Source organism: Serratia sp. Res13-Sevr-LER1-36-b, from assembly GCF_015673035.1.
Lineage (GTDB): Bacteria > Pseudomonadota > Gammaproteobacteria > Enterobacterales > Enterobacteriaceae > Chania > Chania fonticola_C.
On record NZ_JADACK010000045.1, the window covers coordinates 1 to 21,949 of the forward strand.

Annotated in this window: 24 protein-coding genes; 11 read left to right on the plus strand and 13 right to left on the minus strand. The window is 54.5% G+C overall.

What is annotated here, in order from left to right; translation table 11 throughout:
• From IMQ33_RS25775 to IMQ33_RS25785, 3 genes are all read left to right on the plus strand, one after another.
• A partial coding sequence (locus tag IMQ33_RS25775) for a sensor histidine kinase (protein ID WP_196067772.1) occupies positions 1-1,422 on the plus strand: 1,422 nt, incomplete at its 5' end.
• Complete coding sequence (gene btsR, locus IMQ33_RS25780; RefSeq protein ID WP_021181680.1) at positions 1,422-2,147, plus strand: two-component system response regulator BtsR; 726 nt, start codon at positions 1,422-1,424, stop codon at positions 2,145-2,147. The genes IMQ33_RS25775 and btsR, both read left to right, overlap by 1 nt.
• Positions 2,148-2,284: 137 nt before the next feature.
• Positions 2,285-3,811, plus strand: a complete 1,527-nt coding sequence (locus tag IMQ33_RS25785; protein ID WP_196062618.1) for a helicase HerA-like C-terminal domain-containing protein — start codon at positions 2,285-2,287, stop codon at positions 3,809-3,811.
• A gap of 240 nt (positions 3,812-4,051) precedes the next feature.
• Here the strand turns inward: IMQ33_RS25785 and IMQ33_RS25790 are convergent, their stop codons facing one another.
• Complete coding sequence (locus IMQ33_RS25790; protein WP_065684948.1) at positions 4,052-4,375, minus strand: DNA-binding transcriptional regulator; 324 nt, start codon at positions 4,373-4,375, stop codon at positions 4,052-4,054.
• Positions 4,359-4,718, minus strand: a complete 360-nt coding sequence (locus IMQ33_RS25795) for a type II toxin-antitoxin system RelE/ParE family toxin (protein ID WP_037376694.1) — start codon at positions 4,716-4,718, stop codon at positions 4,359-4,361. The genes IMQ33_RS25790 and IMQ33_RS25795 overlap by 17 nt, the downstream gene beginning before the upstream one ends.
• 217 nt (positions 4,719-4,935) lie before the next feature.
• Between IMQ33_RS25795 and IMQ33_RS25800 the strand changes: the two genes are divergently transcribed.
• Together IMQ33_RS25800 and IMQ33_RS25805 are read left to right on the plus strand one after the other, a co-directional pair.
• Positions 4,936-5,511, plus strand: a complete 576-nt coding sequence (locus tag IMQ33_RS25800) for an aminodeoxychorismate synthase component II (RefSeq protein WP_024527551.1) — start codon at positions 4,936-4,938, stop codon at positions 5,509-5,511.
• Between the two features lie 94 nt (positions 5,512-5,605).
• Positions 5,606-6,823 (plus strand): aspartate aminotransferase family protein, encoded by a 1,218-nt coding sequence (locus IMQ33_RS25805; RefSeq protein WP_098929559.1) that lies wholly within the window; start codon positions 5,606-5,608, stop codon positions 6,821-6,823.
• 42 nt (positions 6,824-6,865) lie between these two features.
• Here IMQ33_RS25805 and IMQ33_RS25810 read toward each other — a convergent pair whose 3' ends face one another.
• Both IMQ33_RS25810 and crp read right to left on the minus strand, forming a co-directional pair.
• Positions 6,866-8,941 (minus strand): YccS/YhfK family putative transporter, encoded by a 2,076-nt coding sequence (locus IMQ33_RS25810; RefSeq protein ID WP_196062617.1) that lies wholly within the window; start codon positions 8,939-8,941, stop codon positions 6,866-6,868.
• A gap of 56 nt (positions 8,942-8,997) precedes the next feature.
• A complete protein-coding gene (gene crp / locus IMQ33_RS25815) occupies positions 8,998-9,630 on the minus strand; it encodes a cAMP-activated global transcriptional regulator CRP (RefSeq protein ID WP_005969523.1) in 633 nt (210 codons plus the stop codon).
• Positions 9,631-10,011: 381 nt separating this feature from the next.
• Here crp and IMQ33_RS25820 point away from each other — a divergent pair, with 381 nt between their 5' ends.
• On the plus strand, positions 10,012-10,419 hold the full coding sequence (locus IMQ33_RS25820; protein WP_021181673.1) for an OsmC family protein: 408 nt from the start codon (positions 10,012-10,014) through the stop codon (positions 10,417-10,419).
• 2 nt (positions 10,420-10,421) lie between these two features.
• On the opposite strand, the gene IMQ33_RS25825 is transcribed toward IMQ33_RS25820, so the two are convergent.
• Positions 10,422-11,330, minus strand: coding sequence for a LysR substrate-binding domain-containing protein (locus tag IMQ33_RS25825; protein WP_065684953.1), 909 nt, complete (start codon positions 11,328-11,330; stop codon positions 10,422-10,424).
• Positions 11,331-11,521: 191 nt separating this feature from the next.
• On the opposite strand from IMQ33_RS25825, the gene IMQ33_RS25830 reads away from it, so the two are divergent.
• Together IMQ33_RS25830 and IMQ33_RS25835 are read left to right on the plus strand one after the other, a co-directional pair.
• A complete protein-coding gene (locus tag IMQ33_RS25830) occupies positions 11,522-12,712 on the plus strand; it encodes an MFS transporter (RefSeq protein ID WP_196062616.1) in 1,191 nt (396 codons plus the stop codon).
• A 5-nt stretch (positions 12,713-12,717) separates the two neighbouring features.
• Complete coding sequence (locus tag IMQ33_RS25835) at positions 12,718-13,896, plus strand: amidohydrolase (RefSeq protein WP_196062615.1); 1,179 nt, start codon at positions 12,718-12,720, stop codon at positions 13,894-13,896.
• Positions 13,897-13,976: 80 nt separating this feature from the next.
• Here the strand turns inward: IMQ33_RS25835 and IMQ33_RS26445 are convergent, their stop codons facing one another.
• The 7 genes from IMQ33_RS26445 to IMQ33_RS25865 all read right to left on the minus strand — a co-directional run bounded on the left by IMQ33_RS26445 (position 13,977) and on the right by IMQ33_RS25865 (position 18,311).
• Positions 13,977-14,210, minus strand: a complete 234-nt coding sequence (locus tag IMQ33_RS26445) for an ANR family transcriptional regulator (RefSeq protein ID WP_139102373.1) — start codon at positions 14,208-14,210, stop codon at positions 13,977-13,979.
• Positions 14,210-14,335, minus strand: a complete 126-nt coding sequence (locus tag IMQ33_RS26305; protein WP_255518683.1) for a hypothetical protein — start codon at positions 14,333-14,335, stop codon at positions 14,210-14,212. The genes IMQ33_RS26445 and IMQ33_RS26305 overlap by 1 nt, the downstream gene beginning before the upstream one ends.
• A gap of 32 nt (positions 14,336-14,367) precedes the next feature.
• Positions 14,368-14,970 carry a LuxR C-terminal-related transcriptional regulator gene (locus tag IMQ33_RS25845; protein ID WP_065684956.1) on the minus strand — a complete coding sequence of 201 codons (603 nt, stop codon included), beginning with the start codon at positions 14,968-14,970 and terminating at the stop codon, positions 14,368-14,370.
• Between the two features lie 5 nt (positions 14,971-14,975).
• Positions 14,976-15,449: a hypothetical protein gene (locus IMQ33_RS25850; protein WP_065684957.1), complete on the minus strand. Its 474-nt coding sequence runs from the start codon at positions 15,447-15,449 to the stop codon at positions 14,976-14,978.
• A 630-nt stretch (positions 15,450-16,079) separates the two neighbouring features.
• Positions 16,080-16,949, minus strand: coding sequence for a phosphoribulokinase (locus IMQ33_RS25855; RefSeq protein ID WP_021808045.1), 870 nt, complete (start codon positions 16,947-16,949; stop codon positions 16,080-16,082).
• Positions 16,950-17,100: 151 nt separating this feature from the next.
• Complete coding sequence (locus IMQ33_RS25860) at positions 17,101-17,334, minus strand: YheU family protein (RefSeq protein WP_024530813.1); 234 nt, start codon at positions 17,332-17,334, stop codon at positions 17,101-17,103.
• Positions 17,331-18,311 (minus strand): hydrolase, encoded by a 981-nt coding sequence (locus tag IMQ33_RS25865; RefSeq protein ID WP_065684958.1) that lies wholly within the window; start codon positions 18,309-18,311, stop codon positions 17,331-17,333. Before IMQ33_RS25865 ends, IMQ33_RS25860 begins: the two co-directional genes overlap by 4 nt.
• 117 nt (positions 18,312-18,428) lie before the next feature.
• On the opposite strand from IMQ33_RS25865, the gene IMQ33_RS25870 reads away from it, so the two are divergent.
• Together IMQ33_RS25870 and IMQ33_RS25875 are read left to right on the plus strand one after the other, a co-directional pair.
• Positions 18,429-19,031: a LysE family translocator gene (locus IMQ33_RS25870; RefSeq protein ID WP_098929567.1), complete on the plus strand. Its 603-nt coding sequence runs from the start codon at positions 18,429-18,431 to the stop codon at positions 19,029-19,031.
• A gap of 10 nt (positions 19,032-19,041) precedes the next feature.
• Entirely contained in the window at positions 19,042-19,824 is a 783-nt protein-coding gene (locus IMQ33_RS25875) for a PhzF family phenazine biosynthesis protein (RefSeq protein ID WP_196062614.1), read from the plus strand.
• Here IMQ33_RS25875 and IMQ33_RS25880 read toward each other — a convergent pair.
• Positions 19,816-20,796: a LacI family DNA-binding transcriptional regulator gene (locus IMQ33_RS25880; protein WP_121608441.1), complete on the minus strand. Its 981-nt coding sequence runs from the start codon at positions 20,794-20,796 to the stop codon at positions 19,816-19,818. The genes IMQ33_RS25875 and IMQ33_RS25880 overlap by 9 nt on opposite strands.
• A gap of 233 nt (positions 20,797-21,029) precedes the next feature.
• On the opposite strand from IMQ33_RS25880, the gene IMQ33_RS25885 reads away from it, so the two are divergent.
• Positions 21,030-21,947, plus strand: coding sequence for a GNAT family N-acetyltransferase (locus IMQ33_RS25885; protein WP_196062613.1), 918 nt, complete (start codon positions 21,030-21,032; stop codon positions 21,945-21,947).
• Positions 21,948-21,949: the final 2 nt, after the last annotated feature.

Genomic DNA, 21,949 nt, shown 5'->3' on the forward strand with positions numbered 1-21,949 from the left:
TTCCTGGTTGGCCTAACGGGCGGCTTACATCGTTATACACTGGGTGGCATGACGGACGTTGCCTGTGCGATCTCCACGGTGGCCGAAGGGCTGGTTGGCGGCATTGTGCATAGCATTGCCATGCGTCGCGGGCGTATCGATCTGCTGTTCAACCCGCTGTTTGTCGCCGGGATTGCGTTGGTGGCGGAAGTGCTGCAAATGGCGATTATCCTGATCGTTGCGCGTCCGTTCCCCGAAGCGGTGCTGTTGGTGGAGCATATCGTCCTGCCGATGCTGATCGCCAATACCATCGGCGCCGCCATGTTTATGCAGATCCTGCTGGATCGGCGGGCGATGTTTGAGAAATACACCAGTGCCTTCTCCTCCAAGGCGTTGAAGATTGCCGAACGTACCGAGGGTATTCTGCGCCAGGGGTTTGACCAGGAAAACAGCATGAAGGTGGCGCGGGTGGTCTATCAGGAGCTGGGCATCGGCGCCGTGGCGATCACCGATCGTGACAAGCTGCTGGCCTTTATCGGCATTGGTGACGACCACCATCTGCCGGGCACGCCGATCTCCTCGGTCCACTCCCATCGCGCTATCGATAACAACGAGGTGGTGTATGCCGACGGCAACGAGCTTTCTTACTGCTGCTCCATCAACGGCAATTGCAAACTAGGTTCGACATTGGTGATCCCACTGCGTGGTGAAAATCAGCGAGTGATTGGCACCATCAAACTGTATGAACCCAAGACCAAGCTGTTTAGCACCATCAACCGCACGCTGGGGGAAGGGATTGCCAGCCTGCTGTCGGCGCAAATCATGGCCGGGCAATATGAGCGCCATAAACAGCTGCTGGCCCAGTCGGAAATCAAACTGCTGCATGCGCAGGTGAACCCGCATTTCCTATTCAACGCCCTGAATACGCTGGTGGCGGTGATCCGCCGCGATGGCGACCGGGCCTGCGAACTGGTGCAGTATCTGTCGACCTTTTTCCGCAAAAACCTCAAGCGTTCCGACGATGAGGTGAGCCTGGCGGACGAGATTGAGCATGTGAACGCCTATCTGCAGATCGAAAAGGCCCGCTTTGCCGATCGGCTGGAGATCACCGTTTCGCTGCCGGAAGAGTTGCTGGCAGTGCGTTTACCGGCGTTCTCGCTGCAGCCGATTGTAGAAAATGCGATCAAGCACGGCACTTCGCATCTGTTGGGGATTGGCCGTGTCGATATTGGTGCCCGCCTCGAAGGCGATCACCTGCTGTTGCAGGTAACGGATAACGCCGGGCTGTTCCGTCAACAAACCGGTGGCAGCGGGTTGGGGATGAACCTGGTCGATCGGCGTATCCGCGTGCGCTATGGTGAAGATTACGGTGTGCAGGTCACCTGCGAACCTGAAGCCTATACCTGCATCACCCTTAACGTTCCCTTGGCGAGGGCTGCTTGATGTTGAACGTACTGATTGTTGATGACGAGCCCTTTGCCCGCGATAACCTGCGCCACCTGCTGGAAGAGGAAGAGGGCATCACCATTATTGGTGAATGCGCCAATGCCATTGAGGCCATCAGCCAAATCCACCGCTTGCAACCGGACGTGGTGTTCCTGGACATCCAGATGCCGCGTATCAGCGGACTGGAAATGGTTGGCATGCTCGATCCGAACCGTATGCCCTACATCGTGTTTCTGACGGCCTATGACGAATACGCGGTGCAAGCCTTCGAGCAGCATGCGTTTGATTACCTGCTGAAACCGGCGGAGCCGAATCGGCTGAATAAAACCTTGCAGCGCCTGCATCAGCGCCGTGCTCCGCAGAATATTGCGGCGTTGGATGAAAGCGCAGGCTACCTGAAATACATTCCCTGCACCGGCCACAGCCGGATTTACCTGCTGCGTTTCGACGAGGTGATTGCCATCCGCTCACGCTCGACCGGGGTGTATGTGGTTCGCAATGACGGCATGGAGTGTTTTACCGAGCTGACGTTGCGCACGCTGGAAAGCCGCACGCCATTGGTGCGCTGCCACCGGCAATATCTGGTGAACCTTGAACAGGTCAAAGAGATCCGTTTTGAAGAAAGTGGCACGGCGGAAATGATTATGTCTGTGGGGGAGCCGGTCCCTGTTAGCCGCCGCTATCTCAAATCGCTGAAAGAAGAACTGGGGTTACGCGGATAACGTTAAGCGACTCGGTTTGGCATGAGGGCACCTGAATGGTGCCCTTTTTGTTTGTCCTTGACGGGTTTACCTCTCGCTTATAGCCTTGATGATATCAACGGGCGCATTCGCGCCGTACTGGGTTATAGGAACAGCAAATGAGCGAAGCACGGATTATTGCCAAAGCGATGAAAGACGGGAAACCGGCACAGGATCTGGTCATTTTGCCTGCCCTGGCTAACCGCCACGGGTTGATCACCGGGGCAACCGGTACGGGTAAAACCGTCACCCTGCAAAAGATGGCGGAGCAGTTCTCACGCATTGGCATTCCGGTATTCCTGGCGGACGTTAAAGGCGACCTGTCAGGCATTGCGGCCGAAGGTGTTCCCTCCGAGAAGTTGCAGGCGCGGTTAGCCGCGATTGGCGTTACCGACTGGCAACCCCAAGCCTGTTCGATGATCCCTTGGGATATTTTTGGCGAAAAGGGCCATCCCATCCGTGCCACCATTTCCGATCTTGGCCCGCTGCTGCTTGGCCGCCTGCTGGATCTGAATGAGGTGCAGAGCGGAGTATTACAGTTGGTGTTCAAGATCGCCGATGACAACGCCTTACTGCTGCTGGATATGAAAGACCTGCGGGCGATGGTGCAGTACGTTGGGGATAACGCCAAACAGTTTCAAACCCAGTACGGCAACATCTCTTCGGCCTCGGTCGGGGCGATACAGCGTGGTTTGCTGACGCTGGAACAGCAGGGTGCCAATCAGTTCTTTGGCGAGCCGATGTTGGATATCAACGATCTGATGAGAACCGACGCCAACGGGCACGGCATCATCAACCTGCTGGCGGCGGATAAGCTGATTAACCAGCCGAAACTGTATGCGGTGTTTTTGCTGTGGCTACTGGCGGAGCTGTTTGAGCATTTGCCGGAAGTGGGCGATCCGGAACAGCCAAAGCTGGTGTTTTTCTTCGACGAAGCCCACCTGCTGTTTAACGATGCGCCACCGGCATTGCTGACCAAAATTGAACAGGTCGTGCGCCTGATCCGTTCCAAAGGTGTGGGCATCTACTTTGTCACCCAGAATCCGTTGGATATCCCGGATAGTGTTCTGGGCCAGTTAGGTAACCGTGTCCAGCATGCGCTGCGGGCCTTTACGCCACGCGATCAGAAAGCGGTGAAGGCCGCGGCACAAACCATGCGTGCCAATCCAGACTTTGATGCGGAAACGGCAATCACCGAGTTAGGCGTGGGCGAGGCATTAGTCTCCTTCCTGGATGAGAAAGGGCGGCCGAACGTGGTGGAGCGTGCGATGGTGATCGCACCTGAATCAAAAATGGGCATGCTGGGGGCCGAAGGGATGAACAGCGCCATCAATAAATCCCCACTCTATGGCCGTTATGAAGATATGGTGGATCGTGAATCTGCCTATGAAAAACTGGCCGCAGGCGGTTTTGCCACTGTGGGTACGCCACAGCCTGGGCAACCGGCTCAGAAACCGGCCGCAGGGCAGGAAAGCGGCGGTGGCTTGATGGGCGGCTTGAACGAGATCCTGTTTGGTTCCACGGGTCCACGTGGCGGTAAACACGACGGCATCGTACAGACTGCTGCCAAGAGCATGGCGCGCGATCTGGGCCGCCAGATCCTGCGCGGCGTTTTAGGCTCGATCATGGGTGGCCGCAAGAAGTAGGTCCGTGAGCTTTAACGTTGGGGCGCTGCATGCAGCGTCCGTTTAGCTTTGCCAGCGCTTTCAAGCCTGGCAGACTACAACCCCCCGTACGCAGCTTGGCAGTCAGAGCAGATTTCGCAGACAGTGTCTGCGAAATGGCTTGCCTCACAAATTTCTCTGATAGCATCTGAGCAATTTCCAGACCAAGGCCCTAAAACTGCTCAAGATGCTGGGTGTGAAACTCGATGATTGAGCAAGTTATTAAATCAACACCTTAAGCCCATGTTTCAGGACCACGGTAAGTAACTTCAACGACAGGCCACTTGGGCGTTTTGCGCCGCTTTCCCATTTTTGGACTGTAGAAACGCTGGTGTTCAGATAACGGGCAAAGACTGGCTGGCTGACATTGAGATTTTCTCGTAATGCTTTTATTTCAAGTGGTTGAAGATCTTTGACGTTGCTGATGCAGGCTTGATCGAAGCTACGCATTGTCTCCTGCGGGATGGCATCGACGCTGAATAACCCAGAAGCTGCACTATGGATGGCTTCAAACGCAGGACTTTTGAATTTACTTTTTGCGGTCATGACAAATCTCCACCAGCTCTTTATTTGTAATCAATGCCATAATCTTTTCATCTGTAAGTACCGCATAGTACTTTGCTAACTCTCGAAATCCAGCAAGTTCACGTTTATCGATGTTGGCCATATCCTGTTTAGCATACAGGAACGTGTAAAACCAATGCACTCCGCCTTTGGCTAATATTATGGCGCGATCACGATTCTCCCTTAGGCGCTTCTTGTATACTCCGCCTCCGAGGTCATCGGCCTTCCCTTCTATCACTGCGTCAATAGCCCGACATAATTCCCTATCTTTGATGCCATGAGATTCGGCCGTTTTGGCAAACCATTTGGTTTTAAATACGCGCATTAGGTTGACATCCTGTTACCTTAACTATAGCACTTAGTGCTATGTTACTCTCTTTTTTGGCTGATTCAACGTTTTCAAATCAGCAAAACTGGCCGTCTTTATGGAGGACTGTTCGAACGTGGCTATAGGTGTAACGGCGAAGGTTAGATAAACTCGGCTATCTAGCTATTTGATACGGGCGACCGTAACGAGCCTTAATCACGAAGTTAATTTAAACATGCTGCTGCTGATCGATAACTACGACTCTTTTACCTACAACCTCTATCAGTACTTTTGCGAACTGGGTGCAGAAGTGCTGGTGAAGCGTAACGATGAACTGCAACTGGCCGATATCGAGCGGCTGGCACCGCAGCATCTGGTGATCTCCCCTGGCCCCTGTACGCCAAACGAGGCGGGCATCTCGCTGGCTGCCATTCGCCATTTTGCCGGTAAGTTGCCGATCCTTGGGGTCTGCCTCGGGCATCAGGCATTGGGCCAGGCGTTTGGTGCCGACGTGGTTCGCGCCCGGGAGGTGATGCACGGCAAAACTTCTGCCATCCGCCATAATAATCTCGGCGTGTTCAAGGGATTGAATAATCCGCTGACCGTCACCCGCTACCATTCGCTGATCCTGGACGCTGCCACGTTGCCGGATTGCTTTGAGGTGACCGCCTGGAGCGAACGTGACGGCGAACGTGATGAGATCATGGGGATCCGCCATCGGACGCTGGCGCTGGAAGGTGTGCAGTTCCACCCGGAGAGCATTCTCAGCGAACAGGGGCACCAACTGCTGGATAATTTCCTTGGAAGTTAGCCGTTAGTGACTTTTTAAGCTTGCTCTTGTTTGGTTTTTTATGCATATTTTGTGATTATATTTTCACTTAATGGTTAGCCGCCTGGAGCCAGTAATGACCGAAAAAACCGCAGTCACCCGCAGCACCTTTGATCAGGTTATCCTGCCTGTTTATGCACCCGCCCAGTTTGTGCCGGTGAAGGGCAAGGGGAGCCGCGTATGGGATCAGCAGGGGAAAGAGTATATCGACTTCTCTGGTGGTATCGCGGTGACTGCGTTGGGGCACTGCCATCCGGCACTGGTTGAGGCTTTAAAACAGCAGGGCGAAACCCTGTGGCATACCAGCAACGTGTTCACCAATGAGCCCGCGCTGCGCCTGGCCACTAAATTGATCGCTGCTACCTTCGCCGACCGGGTGTTCTTCGCCAACTCGGGTGCAGAGGCTAACGAGGCGGCTTTCAAGCTCGCTCGCCATTATGCCATCACCCGTCATAGCCCGTATAAGACCAAGATCATCGCGTTTAACAACGCTTTCCATGGCCGTACGCTGTTCACCGTTTCCGTGGGTGGGCAGCCAAAATATTCCGACGGCTTTGGGCCGAAACCGGCCGATATCGTGCATGTGCCCTTCAACGATCTGGCCGCGGTGAAAGCGGTGATGGACGATCACACCTGTGCGGTAGTGATGGAGCCTATTCAGGGGGAAGGGGGCATTACCGCCGCCGATCCTGTCTTCCTCAAGGGCGTGCGTGAACTCTGCGATCAACATCAGGCGCTGCTGGTATTTGATGAAGTGCAAAGCGGTATGGGCCGCAGCGGCAAGCTGTTTACCTATATGCATTACGGCATTACGCCAGACATCCTCACCACCGCTAAAGCGCTGGGCGGCGGTTTCCCGGTGAGTGCGATGCTGACTACCGAAGAGATCGCCTCGGTGATGCAGGTTGGCACTCATGGTACTACCTACGGCGGCAACCCACTGGCCTGTGCAGTGGCAGAGGCAGCGTTGGACGTCATCAACACGCCAGAGGTGCTAAGCGGGATTGAGCAGCGTCACGGGCTGTTTGTTCAGGCTTTGCAGGAGATCGGTAAAAAATACGATGTGTTCAGCGACATTCGTGGCATGGGGCTGTTGATTGGTGCAGAACTGAAGGCAGGCTATCACGGCAAAGCGCGCGATTTTCTCACTGCCGCCGCTGCACGTGGCTTGATGATCCTCAACGCTGGGCCAAACGTGATCCGTTTTGCTCCTTCGTTGGTGGTTGAACTGAAGGATATCGAGGAAGGCATGGCGCTGTTCGAGTTGGCCGTACAGGATGTGATTAAGGCTTAAGTCATTCACCGGGGCCGAACTTCAGCATCGGCTCCGGCAACCTCAGCTTTCCCGCAGTTTGCGCTTCAGCCAGATCCCATGATGTGGGCGCTGGCGCCATGCCAGTGACGAAATGGTATGCATCACGGTCAGGTGAGAAAGGATCCGCCGCAGGTGGCGTTCCATCTCGGTGATCGGCATATCAGGGTGCAGGTCCGGCGGCTTCATGATGCTGTTGCTGGTACTTGGGCCGTCATATTCCAACCGCTGCTGGCAGCTCTGCAAGGCTATCTCACAGGTTTGCAGATACTCCTGAGCCAGCTTGGGCGTCAGCATATAGTGCTCGCGTGCCAGAATGGTCATCGCATTCAGGTGTTCAACGATAAACTGGTTATGGGTGATCCACAGCCGCATATCTGCCAGATAATTCGATTCAAACCCCGGCTCCTGCATCGCCTGATTGAGCGAGGTAAACAGGGCGTTATGCGCCTGGTTGACCTGCATACGCGTGTAGGCCAGTTCACTGGGATCCGGTTCCTGCTCTTCCAGCAATAATCGCAGTGCCGTCTGATCGTGCTCTAGCGCCTGATGGGCGTTTTTACGCAGCAGGCCACTCTGCCACTGCGGCCATAGCCAGATCGTGCCGCCAAACACCAGTACGCAGCCAATAAGGGTATCGATCAGGCGGGGAACCAGGAAATGGGTGCCATTCAGCGCCAGGAGCTGCAAGGTGTAGACGGCAGTCACGGTAAAGCCCATCACCGCCAGCCCGTAGTTTTTCCGCAGGATCAGATAGGCCGCCAGGGTGATCGCCAACATGATGCTCAACGTCACGTTCTCCGGCATCTGCAGTTGCAACAGTCCGGCGGCAATCACCAACCCGGCCAACGTGCCGAGGGCACGGTGCTGGATCCTCACCCGCGTGGCGTTATAGCCGTTTTGACTGACCAGCATGATGGTCAGCAAGATCCAATAGGGTTTTGGCAGGTTGAACAGCATGCCCAGGCTGCTGCCTGCCGCCAGAATGACCCCCAGCCTGGCTGCGTTGCGCAGGGCGTTGGATTTAAACGACAGATAGCTCACCACCGCGGGCCAGAACGGCAGACGTGACTGATTGGCCATCAGATTGCGACGGTAAAGCGGGTGCTGGGTGCGCAGCAGGCGTGCGATGCGGCTGAAGTGGTAATAGCAGAACTGACCAACCGGGTTATCGGCGTGCTGTGAGGCCACTTTTTCCAGCGCCGCCAGCTCATTCTTCATACTGAAACGCGCAGAGTGCCGATGATAGAGAATATCGTCGGCCACCACCCGCAGGCGCGTGGCGATCACCTGGGCGTTGCGGCGGATAATCGCTTCGGCCTGGCTTTGCTCTACCAGCTTTTGCACTTCTTCCGGCAGATGCAGGCTGACGGTAATGTGCTCTTGCAAATCGAGCGCCACCTGAAACGTACGTTGCAGGCGCTTTTGCTCCAGGTTATTGGCATGGGGCAGGAAATTAAGCTGTTGGTATAGCAGACTGATCAGATCCATCACTTTCTGTTGGCGTTGCAACAGCGGCGGCAGGGCAGTTTCTGGATCGGTATGTTGCGTCAGTAATGAGTATTTGGCTTCAAAATAGTCGGCCAACTGCATATACAGCTGGCTTAAGGATTCGCGCATCGGCTGCTCTTTCCACAGCTTGAACCAGGCCCAGGTAAACAACCCGTACCAGGCGGTGCCGACGATATACAGTAAAGGGGCATGCCAGATTGGCACGGTGCCTACCATGCTGAGGGAAAAGATGGCGGCAACCAGTGCGGCTGGTAGCAGGCGGGCATGCAGCGGACTGATCTCACCGCTGACGCCGAGCAACAGCGCCATTCCCAACATCAGTAAGGGCAGGGGAAGCTCCCACAGCAGGGCTTGTTGCAGCAGAAAGCTACTGAGTGCGAATAGGGATCCACCCACGACCAGGCGTTTGAAAAAGCGTTTGTGTGGCGTATCCAGCCCGGCAATGTTGCAGCAGGCGGGCACCAACGAGAACAGCATGCCGAGTTGCAGGTTGCCAATCAGCAAACCAAACGCCACCGGCAGGCACAACACCAGCGTTTGCCGCAGTGCGTAGTTGACTTCCGGGTGGTAGATCAGGCGGCGCCACATGGTTGGCTATTCAGTAGGTAAAGAAACGGCGCATTGCTGCACCGTTTCCCTGGGGATTAACGCGTACCGTACACGACAATGGTTTTGCCGTGCGCGGAGATCAGGTTTTGATCTTCGAGCATTTTCAAAATACGACCGACGGTTTCACGTGAGCAACCGACGATTTGGCCAATTTCCTGGCGGGTGATTTTGATCTGCATGCCGTCTGGGTGAGTCATGGCATCAGGTTGTTTTGCCAGGTTCAGCAAGGTCTGAGCAATGCGGCCGGTAACGTCAAGGAAGGCGAGGTTACCCACTTTCTCTGAGGTGACTTGCAGGCGGTTAGCCATCTGTGCGGACAGGCGCATCAGGATATCCGGGTTAACCTGGATCAACTGGCGGAATTTCTTGTAGGAAATTTCAGCCACTTCACAGGCGGTTTTGGCCCGTACCCAGGCGCTACGCTCCTGGCCTTCTTCAAATAATCCTAGCTCGCCGATGAAATCCCCCTGGTTAAGGTAGGACAGGATCATCTCTTTGCCTTCTTCATCTTTAATCAGCACCGCGACGGAGCCTTTGACGATGTAGTAAAGCGTTTCGGCCTTTTCACCTTGGTGAATCAGCGTACTCTTCGATGGATATTTGTGGATATGGCAATGAGACAGGAACCATTCGAGAGTCGGGTCTGTTTGCGGTTTGCCGAGAACCATTCGCTGTTATCCTCTGTTGTTATCGCTGCCTTGTATCACAGGGGTCAGAGTTCCCTGTAAAACGTGCTTATAGCCCGGTGTTTTAATTGTGGCTATCAACAGGTTTTGAGGCGTGTTATAGAAATACGCTTGTGCTCTAGCATATTAACTTGCAGGGAGAGCTGCAAGCTACATTCTGTTAACAAACCAATATAGGGGCCTTTCCTTGGACGTATCCCTGAAATCGGTGACCTGGAAAGAGTTATTGCGGCTCTGTTTGTAGCACAGAGTGAGGCGGGTGTCTTGTGTTGTCTCGCTTCAGCATGATTAGCATCAGGTTACGTTGCCAGAATGTATGCGAAAGCGTACCCTGTTTTTAAGAAATTAACCGGAGTGTGTAACATGCAGGCAAGAGTTAAGTGGGTAGAAGGGCTGACATTCCTGGGTGAGTCTGCGTCCGGCCACCAGGTGTTGATGGATGGCAACGCGGGCGATAAAGCGCCAAGCCCGATGGAAATGGTGTTGATGTCCGTTGGCGGCTGTAGCGCCATCGATGTGGTGTCGATCCTGCAAAAAGGGCGTAACGATGTGCGTGACTGCGAGGTTAAACTGACCTCCGAGCGTCGTGAAGAAGCACCGCGTCTGTTTACCCATATCAATCTGCATTTTATCGTCACCGGCAAAGGGCTGACCGACAAGATTGTGGAGCGCGCGGTGGATCTTTCCGCCGAGAAATACTGCTCCGTCTCCTTGATGTTGGGTAAAGCCGCCAGCATCACCCACAGCTTCGAAATCCGCGAAGTGGCCTGATCCTACCAAGGGTAGCGCAGGCAGTGGGCACGCAATAAATCAAGAAATCGCCGTGCCGTCACGGTTAGCGGCGATTTCTGTGAATACAGCACGCAATATTGCGCCTGCGGCAGCGTGTCGATAGGCAATGCCACCAGCCGATGCTGCAAATGGAACGGTGCACTCATCGCCCGCGCCACGATAGTCAAATAATCCGCCTCTAACACCATGTTCAAGCCACAGGTCACAGAGTCCGAGCGAATGGGCGAACGGGTCAATTGCTGATAGAAGGTGCCTAACATCGCGCGCAACTGCTGGTAATACCCCATATCGGTTTCCGGTAATAACCACTTGGCCTCACGCAGTTCGTCCAGCGAGGTTGCCTGCGCCAGTGGGTGCCCCTGGCGTGCGATAATGCAAAAAGAGGCGTTGAACAGCGGTTCACGCACCAGATCCTCCAACGGCAGTTCCGGGCTGACGGTACCCACGGCAAAATCCAGGCGGCCTTCGCGCAATGCTGGCAGCAGCGTAGACAGCTGTGCTTCGCGGATCAGCAGATTGGCCTGCGGAAACGGCTGTTTGAAGGCTTCGACCAGATCCGGTAATACCGTCAGGGCGAGTAGCGAAGAGCAGCCAATAGCGACGTTACCTTGCGAATGCTGATTCAACTGCTGGATCTCGTCGGCGGCGCGCTGCAATTCCTCCAGGATCAATTGCATTCGCAGGGCGAAGGCGCGGCCGGTTTCGGTCAGCGTCATTCCTTGGCTGCTGCGATTGATCAACTGGGTTTCCAGGATCTGTTCCAGTTCACGGATGGTACGGCTCACGGCAGGCTGAGACTGCTCCAGCGCGCGCGCCGCCCCGCGAATACTGCCGCTGCGGATCACCTGCTGGAAGACTTTCAACTGTTGTAACTTCGGTAAATAGCGCATTCCCCACCCTATCAATAAAAAGCATCACCCCTTACAAAACTGTATCTTATGCCGCTCGGCAAAAGGCGATAATTTCAGCGTGTTATTGTAAGTGACTGTTATTAAAACTATAAAGTGACCTTGATCACATTATTAAATACGCCGGCCCTGCGGGTGGGCTGCCTGGGTGATAACTTAAAGGGATATCGGCGATGAAAAATCGTTCGCTAATGATTTTTTTGCTGTTTGTGGGCTATGTCGTGGTGTACATCGATAAAACCGTGATGGGTTTTGCGCTGTTACCTATCGAACACGAATTCAATCTACAGCCGGAACAGCTGGGCTACATTACCGGGATGTTTTTCCTGGCGTATTCCCTGTTCCAGATACCGGCGGGCTGGCTCAATGACCGCTTTGGCTTTAAGAAAGTGCTGTGCAGTTCGTTACTGCTGCTGGGGGGATTTGCCCTGTGCTTCGGCATTCTGGGGTTCGGCCTGGGCCTGCTGGTGACGTTCCGCTTCCTGTCCGGTATTGGCCACTCCGGCTATCCGTGTTCCTGCGCCAAGGCGGTAGTGGCGAATTTCCCACTGGAACAGCGCACCTTCGCGCAGTCCATTCTGCTGTCCTCCGCCGGGTTGGCGATGACCGTCGGGCCGCTGGTCGCAGTCTATTGCCTGGATCACATCGGCTGGCGTGGGTCGTTCTCTGCGCTTGGCCTGTTGGCATTCGTGATTGCCGCCTGCATCTTGTGGCTGGTTCCCAATCCGCCACAGGCGGCACCCGCCAAAGCTGGGGCAGCCGCAGCCAACTATAAGGCCCTGCTGAAAAACCCAATCGTGTTGCTGCTGTTTGTGGCGATCTTCTGTATCAACATCCCATCTTACGGCCTGATGGCCTGGCTGCCGAAATTTCTGGTACAGCAGCGGGGAATGCCAATTGACGTTTCCAGCATGGTGGTAGCCGCCGGTGGTCTGGGGATCTGGATCTCTTCACTCGGTACCGGCTGGCTGGTCGGGCGCTACCTGCAAGGGCGTGAGCCGTGGGTGATCTTCTTCAGTTCTCTGCTCAGCGCCTTGTGCATCTGGCTGGTGTTTACCAGCGAATCAGCTCTGACAGCCAGCCTGTTCTTGTTCCTGGGTTATATCTTCCTGATGGCCTCGTTCGTTACCGTGTTTACCCTACCGATGAAGCGCTTGCCTACGGAAGTGATGGGTGCAGCAATGGGGCTGATTAACACCGGCGGCACGTTGGGTGGCTTTGTGGCCCCTATCGCCATCGGGTATCTGATCACCATCAGCCACAACTACATGACGACGTTTATCTTTTTGGCACTGGCTATGGTGGTTTCCGGGCTGGTGATCCTGCCATTGGCGGGCAAAGCACGCCAACCAGCACTGAATTAAGGAGTATGAACATGAACATTGAACAACTGATTGCTGGCGTGGAACAACAGGTATTACAGTGGCGCCGCCACCTGCATGCCAATCCGGAGTTGTCATTCCAGGAAGCGCAGACGGCAGATTACATTGCCGGGCAGTTGGCCAGCCTTGGCCCGTTGAAGATCTCACGTCCTACACCAAATAGCGTAGTGGCCGAATTGCAGGGCGCAGCGCCGGGGCCGTGCTATGCATTGCGCGCCGATATCGACGCTTTGCCTATCCAGGAGGAAAGCGACGAACCTTTCTGCTCTACCCGGCCAGGGGTGATGCATGCCTGCGGCCATGATGCCCACAGCGCGATGTTGCTGGGGGCGGCCAGCGTGCTTTGCCAGTTGCAGGCGCAGTTGCAAGGTTCAGTGCGCTTTATCTTCCAGCATGCCGAAGAAGTGCCACCGGGCGGAGCCCAACAGCTAGTGGATTTAGGGGTTCTGGATGGCGTGAAGATGATCTTCGGCCTGCATGTCATGCCCAACTTCCCGACCGGTGAGGTAGGGATGAAGCAGGGCGTATTCAGTGGCTCCAGCGATAACTTCGATATTGTGCTGCAGGGGAAGGGGGGGCATGGCTCGATGCCGCATCTGTGTATCGATCCGGTGCCGATTGGTGCGGAGATCGTTAGCGCTTTGCAGCAGATCGTGGCACGTAAGCTGGATCCGTTAAATGTACCGGTGTTGACGGTAGCGACCTTCCAGGCGGGTGACAGCTATAACGTCATCCCAGACAGCGCGCGGCTGGCGGGAACGCTACGCACTCATAACCAGGAAGTACGTGAGCGAGTGCCGCTGTTGGTTGAGCAAACCGTCGCTGGGATCAGCCAGGCGCACGGTGCCAGCTACAAGGTTGACTGGACGCGTGGCTATACCATCGGCAATAACCACCCTGATGCCTGCGCGATTGCGCGTGAGGTGGTGGCCGAAGCCGTGGGGCCACAGGCGCTGCGGGAATTGACCTCCGCGATGTTTGGCAGCGAGGATTTCTCCTCCTATCAGGAGAAAGTGCCGGGGTGCTTCCTGTTTATCGGCAGCGGTAACGAGGCGATCGGTGCCACCTACGGCGTGCATAATCCCCGTTTTAAACTGGACGAGGCGGCGATGCAGATTGGGGTGAAACTGCACGTCGGTTTTATCCGCCATCTGTTGATGCGTTAACAACGGTGGGCGCGGTACTAAGAAATTTTCCGCGCCTATAGCTTCACCGATACGCAGTGTCAGATGTACAAATCTGTTGCTTAGCCTATCTCTAGATGTAATTCGCTTATGGGCATCCCCTGCCGTTCTGATCTTCGACGACAAAACTCAGATCGGCAGGTTGCCCAGGCTCGATTCTCGCAAGAGGCGGCCTTCAGGGACGCAAGAAACCATAAATTCTGTGCCTCTCCCCACACTTCTTCGCGTTCTCTCTCTGATGCCTGTTTAGCCAACTGAGAAAACACCGCTTGTTCCCCCCTAATGAACATAATCATTACAGGGAACGCACATGCATGGCGTAATTGGTGTAACTTTCAGGGATGTTATTGAGCCTCCCTTTTCCCTGCAGAGATACGCTGACCCACGGCTGATTGGTATTTCCGCCATTATTTCTCATCATCGTGTGTTCTCCATCTTCACTGTCATAGACTTTTAAAAATAAGGTGATAATAGAAAGGCCTGCATATTACGCACACCTAACTTCTTTAATCCCTGGAGTTTGTAATGGCTGACTGTCTTGACGTTTACTCCCAAAGATTTACCTACTTGCACCGGTCTATTTCCTGATATAAGGGCGCTGAGGACCGCGTATTCTCTAGAACTTAACCCCTGCCACTCAAAGGGCAAAGAGGGTTGTTCTTTCCCGGTTAGAATGGCCTCGAGCTGCAAGCGCAATGCCGACACCGAGTAAGAGAGGTCTAAGCCACCTACCACTTTGAACGGACTGATTAAATACCGTATGTAGGACATGTCAGCTGTCTCCAATGTGAGCAATACCAAACACTGTGGGTGATGTTGGTATATCCGTTTCATGAACTGCTCTACTTCTCTCATACGGCCCGGAGGAAAAAGTTGTGGTGATAACAACAACAGATCTACAGAGACAAGTTCTTTTTCAAGATCACAAATATCTTCAGCATCAATCACATCATAGGCCGGCGACAGCAGCGCCTTCAGCCCCTGGCGCGTAAAAGGACATTGATGCACCAGGACTACTGTCTGCCTCGGTGTTGTTTCTTGAGTCAATGAAGTCATCTTTATTACGCCCTCCAGCGAAGCGTATTAGTACCCGGGCGAGTCTCACGGGAAAAATTCCTGAGATTCTTTTGAGGTGAAGGTAAAAAAGAGTCTTGTTTCAGCAAAATTGAGGCCAATATTGACAATGGGGTTGCACTGCTAAGGATCGCGTCGGCCTGTTGGCAGACACACGGCAGGGTCGACAACTGATAAGCGGTTTCCGTATCGAATAGGATAAGTGTTCGCCATTCAGGTGAGCAGGTGGCATAGAAGCTGTCGAGAGTACGACATGCGGAATTCGTTACACCCTTTGTGACATGAAGCACAACCGTATCCGGTTTTAGCCAGCCCGCCTGAAAAAGGGGGGATTGTGGATAAATCATAGGTATCAACAATGGTGTAAGGCGGTAATGTACCCCCTCACGCTCGAGCATAGCTTCCACCGCTGCCGCCATGTAGGCGTAAGGGGATATAATTACGATATTTTTATTACCCATAGTTACTTTCCTATATTTATCAGTATCTCCACCACGGCGACTTGCCAGTGACATGTTAAAAAAAAGCCCTCACCAAAGGTTGTAAAAGGGCCAGTACGCAATAGCGCTATGAGCGAAGTAGTTAAATTAACGTTGTCTTGATTCAGTATTGAATTAATGTCTGTTTGCATTATCAACAGCCACTACGGGAAGAGATACATTTACTCTATTAATAAAAAAACAAAACTCACCTAAAGACATTTCTTTGTCTGTGGTTTTTATTAATTAATTAAAAAAACAATAAGATAGTGGCTTTCTTAAGCTAATCTTAACCCCTTTGAAGAGAGATGTATAAACGAACCGATGCGGTAGTTAAGGAACAACCTCCATGAAAGAGCACTGAATTTCGAGTCATTTATCTTGGCTATTATGAAACAGCTAGTCGCTTTGAATGTAAAACAAGGCGGTGTAGGTTATTCGGGAGGAATTAGTCGTAGGAAATAAGCTGATTATCCAGCTCATCGCAATATCAAAAAAAGAGGGTGCCTGTTTCTGATGACGAGTTGATTGTCTTTCTAAAAAGGATAAGGCCCACGGATGGGCCCGAATAGCTATGTGCAGGTATTAACGCAGACGACGGGTATGATGACTTTACTCGATTTTCTTGCCTTCCATCAGCCGCTGCACCAGCGGTGCCATGATCAGTTCCATTGCCAGCCCCATCTTGCCGCCAGGCACCACCAGCGTATTAATATGCGAGATAAACGATCCTTGCAGCATTGCCAGCAGGTAAGGGAAGTCGATCTGATCTAGGCCACGGAAGTGGATCACTACCAAACTTTCGTCCAGAGAGGGGATCGCCTTGGCGGCAAACGGGTTGGAGGTATCCACCGTCGGGACGCGCTGGAAGTTGATATGGGTACGCGAGAACTGTGGCGTGATGTAGCTAATGTAATCCTCCATCGAACGGACCACCGAGTCCATCACTGCTTCACGTGAATGGCCACGCTCGCCGGTATCGCGGATCAGCTTCTGGATCCACTCCAGGTTGACGATCGGCACCACGCCGACCAGCAGATCAACATGTTTGGCTACGTCGATCTGATCGGCCACTACGCCGCCGTGCAGCCCTTCGTAGAACAGGACATCCGTCGGGGCGGGCAGTGGCTCCCAAGGCGTGAAGGTGCCCGGTACCTGATTGTAAGGCACTGCCTCGTCGTAGGTATGCAGATATTTACGTGAGCGGCCGGTGCCGTTCTTGCCGTATTCGATAAAGCTCTGCTCCAGCAGGCCAAAGTCGTTGGCTTCCGGGCCGAAGTAGCTGATATGGCGACCCATATCGCGGGCTTTACGGATTGCCGCATCCATTTCCGGCCGGGTGTAGCGGTGGAAGCTGTCGCCTTCCAGCTGGGCGGCGCGCAGGTTTAGCTGCTGAAAAATCTTGCGGAACGCCAAGCTGGTGGTGGTGGTGCCGGCTCCGCTGGAACCGGTCACCGCGATAACGGGATGTTTGGCAGACATGATCGAGGGTCACTCCGTATTAAATGCGCAGGCTCAGAATAAGATTTTTAGTATGGCTGATGCCCTTTCGCCCAAGGCGAAATTGTGCGCGTTGGTTTGCAATACTGCATTGTTACCTGATTTTTTCCCTCAGTCATAGCATGCAATAAGACTAAATTTCCTCCTGCCCGGCGCGGATCTGCCCGCGAGGCATGATGTTGACGGTTTCATGTAGCTCTGACCACACCAGTACTACTTCGCCGCTTTTCAACTGGCGGCGCACGTCGTCGACCTTCTGTTCCAGCGAACGTTCGTGCTCGCCGTAGTCGGTTCCTTCGCGTAATACAAAGGATTCGATCAGGCTGTTGAGGGTCTCTTGTTCAATGTCTTGCCAGGGAATAATCACTTGGTGGGTTCCAAAAAAGGAGAAAGCCAGGCTGGGATACGTTGCTCCAGCCACATTTGCGGTTTTTTCAAGGTGCCGCCGACAAAGCCGACGTGACCACCGCACTCCGTCAGCTGATATTCGATATTAGGCGGCAGGCTGGCGAGGTCGGGGATCACCGCATCGGTCATAAACGGATCGTCTTTAGCGTGAATGATCAGCAGCGGCGTGGTGATCTGCGGCAACAGCGGCAGGGCGCTGCAGCGGCGATAGTAATCGACCGCGTCGCTGAAGCCGTGAATGCGCGAGGTGATCACATCATCAAACTCGCGAATGCGCCGCAGCTTGTTCAGTTGCGACAAATCCAACGGTAAGGTGCCTGGATAGTGCAGCAGCTTGCGGGTGGCATTTTGCTTGAGTTGGCCCAGCAGGTAGCGCTGATAAACGCGTGAGAATCCCTGTTCCATGCGGATTGAGCAAGGTTCCAGCATCAGCGGGGCGGAAACAACCACAGCCGCTTGTAGCAGGCTGTCATTGCCCTGTTGGGCCAGATAATAGGCCAGCATATTGCCGCCGAGAGAAATCCCGACCGCCGCCGTTGGCACTTCGCCAAAGCTGTCACGCAGCCAGCGCAGGAAGAAGCGGGCATCTTCCGTTTCGCCGGAATGGTAGATACGTTGCTTACGGTTGGGCACGCCGCTGCAACCACGAAAATGCATCACCACGCCCAACCAGCCTTGCTCGCGCCAGGCATTGAGCAGCCCATGTGCGTAAGGGCTGTAAAAATTACCCTCTAACCCATGGAACAGCACCACGCGAGGTTTATCGCGCGCCAGTTGCGGATCTTCACTCCAGGCCAGATCGACGAAATCGCCGTCCGGCAACTCCAGCCGCTGCCAATGAGGTTGCAGCAGTACGCGGCGGCGCACCAGCCGTGGCAGCAGGGTTTGCAGGTGTGGATTACTGGCCCCGGTCAGGGGGCGAAAGGATTCATACATAATGAATAAAATTCTTGTTGGCGGCTATTGTGTGATCCGAACCGCACTGTTAGCTTCAAACACATGTATTAGCAATCATACTGCAAAAAAGTCATTTGGGTGAGGAGCACCCGCTTCATGGAACTGAGTTTATTTCTTTCGATGCTAGGCTTCCTGTGGGTGGCCGCGATCACCCCTGGCCCCAACAATATGTTGCTCACCACCTCAGGTGCCAATTTCGGCTTTATGCGTTCATTATGGCTGATGATCGGCATCATGCTGGGCATGCAAAGTATCCTGGTAATGGTGGCATTTGGCGTTGGTGGGTTGATCCTGATTTATCCTTCATTGCACTTGATCTTGAAAATCCTCGGCAGCCTTTATCTGTTGTGGCTGGCGTGGAAAGTGGCGACGGCGGCCTATGAAAAGCTGGAAACCGACGCGCCGCCACCAAAGCCGGTGCGTCTGTACCAAGGCTGGCTGTTGCAATTCCTCAACCCCAAGGCCTGGCTGATGGCGCTAGGGGCGGTGGCGAGCTTCAGCCTGGCGGGGGATAAATACAACCACTCCATTCTGGCTATCGCCTTCGGTATCTTTGCCGTCAATATCGTGGCTGGGATTATCTGGCTAGGTTTTGGTACGGTGATTGGCCGCCTGCTGCGCAGCAAGAAGGCCTGGATTATCTTTAACGTGTCGATGGGGCTGCTAACCGCCGCCTGTGTATTACTGATTTGGCATTGAGGCAACGCTGATGAACGAAAACTATTTCCATGTGGATGCCTTTATCGGCGAGGGACTGCGGGGCAACCCGGCCGGTGTCTGCCTGCTGCAACAACCGCTGGAGGCGGCGCAGATGCAGGCCATCGCCAACGAGCTTAACCTGCCGGAAACCAGCTTTGTCTGGCAGGATGGTGACATGAACGCGATCCGCTGGTTCACGCCAACGCGGGAAGTGGATCTCTGCGGACATGCCACTTTGGCTACGGCGCACGTGCTGTTAAACGTGGTCAACCCGGGGTTGAGTGATATCCGTTTCCGTTCCGCCAGCGGTGAGCTGTATGTCAAACGCGATGCGGCCGACGGTGAACGGCTAATCCTGGATTTCCCTTCTCGCCCACCACAGAAAATTGCTGAACCGCCACGGTTGGCCGCTTTGCTCGGTGTGCAACCGCAGGAAGTGTGGCGAGCCCAGTCGCTGATGGCGGTATTGGCCGATGAGGCGGAGGTCAGGGCGGTACAGCCTGCGATCGCCGAGCTGATTGACCACCTTGGTTGTGGCGTGATCGTCACGGCTCCGGGCGATGAAGTAGATTTTGTCTCGCGCTATTTCTCGCTGGATCGCAGTGAGGATCCGGTCACCGGCTCCGCCCATTGCATACTGATGCCTTACTGGACGGCGCGTCTTGGCCGCCACGTATTGCATGCCAAGCAGCTATCATCACGCGGTGGTGAACTGTTTTGCGAACTGCAAGGGGAGCGTACCTTGCTGGGTGGCCACGCACGTATTTTCTTACGCGGCACGATTTCAGGTTGAACTCCGTTCCAGCAGTTGCCAATCCAGCACATCGTGGCAAGGGGGCAACTGCTGGCCCTGAATTTTCTCCAGTAGCAACTGCACGCTGCGCACGCCGAACTGATGCATGGGCTGTACGATGGTGGTCAGCGGCGGAGTGGTGATGCTGCCAAACGGCACACCGTCAAATCCCATTACCGCGATATCTTCTGGAATGCGTAAGCCCTGCTGGTGCAAGGCACTCATCGCGCCTCCGGCAATTACATCCGAAATGGCAAATACCGCATCTGGCCGTGGCCCGTCTGCCAGCAAATCACTCATCGCCTTGGCTCCAGCGGCGTAATCTAGCCCTTCGACGTATTCCACCCGGCAATAGTCCAGCCCCAGCTCTGCCAACGCCTGCCGGTAGCCCTGTTCCCGCTGTTGTGAATACAGATAACGCATATCACCATTGAGCAACGCGATCCGTTGGCGGCCCTTGGCGGCCAAGTGCTGCACACCGGCCATGGCGGCCTGGTGATTATCGATGGTGACGGAGGAGGCGCGGAATTGGGTATCCCCTTCGCCGCATTGCACCCAGGGGAAATCACCGATCATGGCGGTCAGCCCCGGCAAACAGCTGATGGCATCCATGGTGATCACCCCGTCAACCACCTTGCCACTCAGCAGGCTGAGGTAGGCGGATTCACGGGTGGGATTGGATTCCGAGTTGCACAGCAGAATATGGTAACCGTGGCGTTCGGCCTCTTCTTCGATACCGCGTACCACCAGTGAGCAAAAGGGGTTGGTGATATTGGACACCAGCACCAACAGCATCCCGCTGCGGGCAGTGCGCAGTTGGCGTGCCAGCAGATTGGGTTGATAGTCACACGCGCGGATCGCCGCCAGGACCTTATCGCGAGTGGCCGGTTTGACGATCTGTTGGCCGTTCAACACCCGTGAGACGGTGGCCGCTGAGACGCCAGCGATTTTCGCCACCTTTGCTATCGACATGGTTTGCTTTTCCTTCTGCCCGTTTGCCTCGCACAGTATGCGGCAAAAAGTACGATCACTACGAAGGGTTTGTGACAGCGATTACAAATTCATCCTCTACCTGCTTTTAATCATATCAATCCGGTTGCTGAAAAAAAGAAATCGATTACATTTTATTTATCGCAAAATGAAATCGATTACATTTCTAATTTAGACCGAATTCCCCCCAATGGTGACGCAATAGGAGGTGGCAGATGGAGATACAGCTTCAGCTAGCGCAGGCGCAAGATCGCAGCGAGATTGCCGCTCTGATCCATTGCTCAACCAATGCCTGGTATCAGCGCCACGGGCTGGGCGACATCTTCTCTGCCGGGCCGGAAAGTTGCGGCCTGTTTGTTGATGTCTACCAGCAGTTGGATCAGGGCCACCACTGGATTGCGCGCGATCAACAAGGGGCGATCTGTGGCTCCTGCTTTTTCCACCCGCGTGAAACTCATTTGGGATTGGGCATCATGAATGTTCATCCCGATTATTTTGGCCGCAGGATTGCCAGCCGTTTGTTGGCCAAGGCCGACGAACTGGCGGGTGGCTTACCGGTCCGTTTGCTATCCAGCGCGTTGAACCTGGATTCCTATTCGCTCTACCAGCGCGGGGGATTTACCCCGTATGCCCTCTATCAGGATATGACGATACCGGTGCCGATCCAGGGATTTGCTTATCCACGCCTGACTCGCGGCCAGGTGCGGGCAGCCCGGCTCGACGATCTGCCCGCCATCCTGGAGCTGGAGCGCGAAATACTGGGCATCGAACGCCAGCGCGATATCGATTATTTCCTCAATGATACCCGTGGACTGTGGCGGGTTGCCGTCTGGGAGCTGGACGATCGCATCGGTGGCTATTTGGCCTCGGTGGCACACCCTGCTTCCCGCATGTTGGGGCCGGGGTGCTGCCATAGCGAAGAGATCGCCCTTGAGTTACTCGGTTGGATGCTGGATAGCCATCATCGCGGTACGACACCGGTGGTATTGGTACCCGCAGAGCGCTCCGCGCTGAGCCAGGTTTTGCTGCGCTGGGGCGGACGAATTTGTGAATTACATATCGCGCAGGTGAAAGGCCAGGCGCAACAACCCGGCGGCGTGGTGATGCCGTCCTTTTTGCCGGAAAGCGGTTAGCA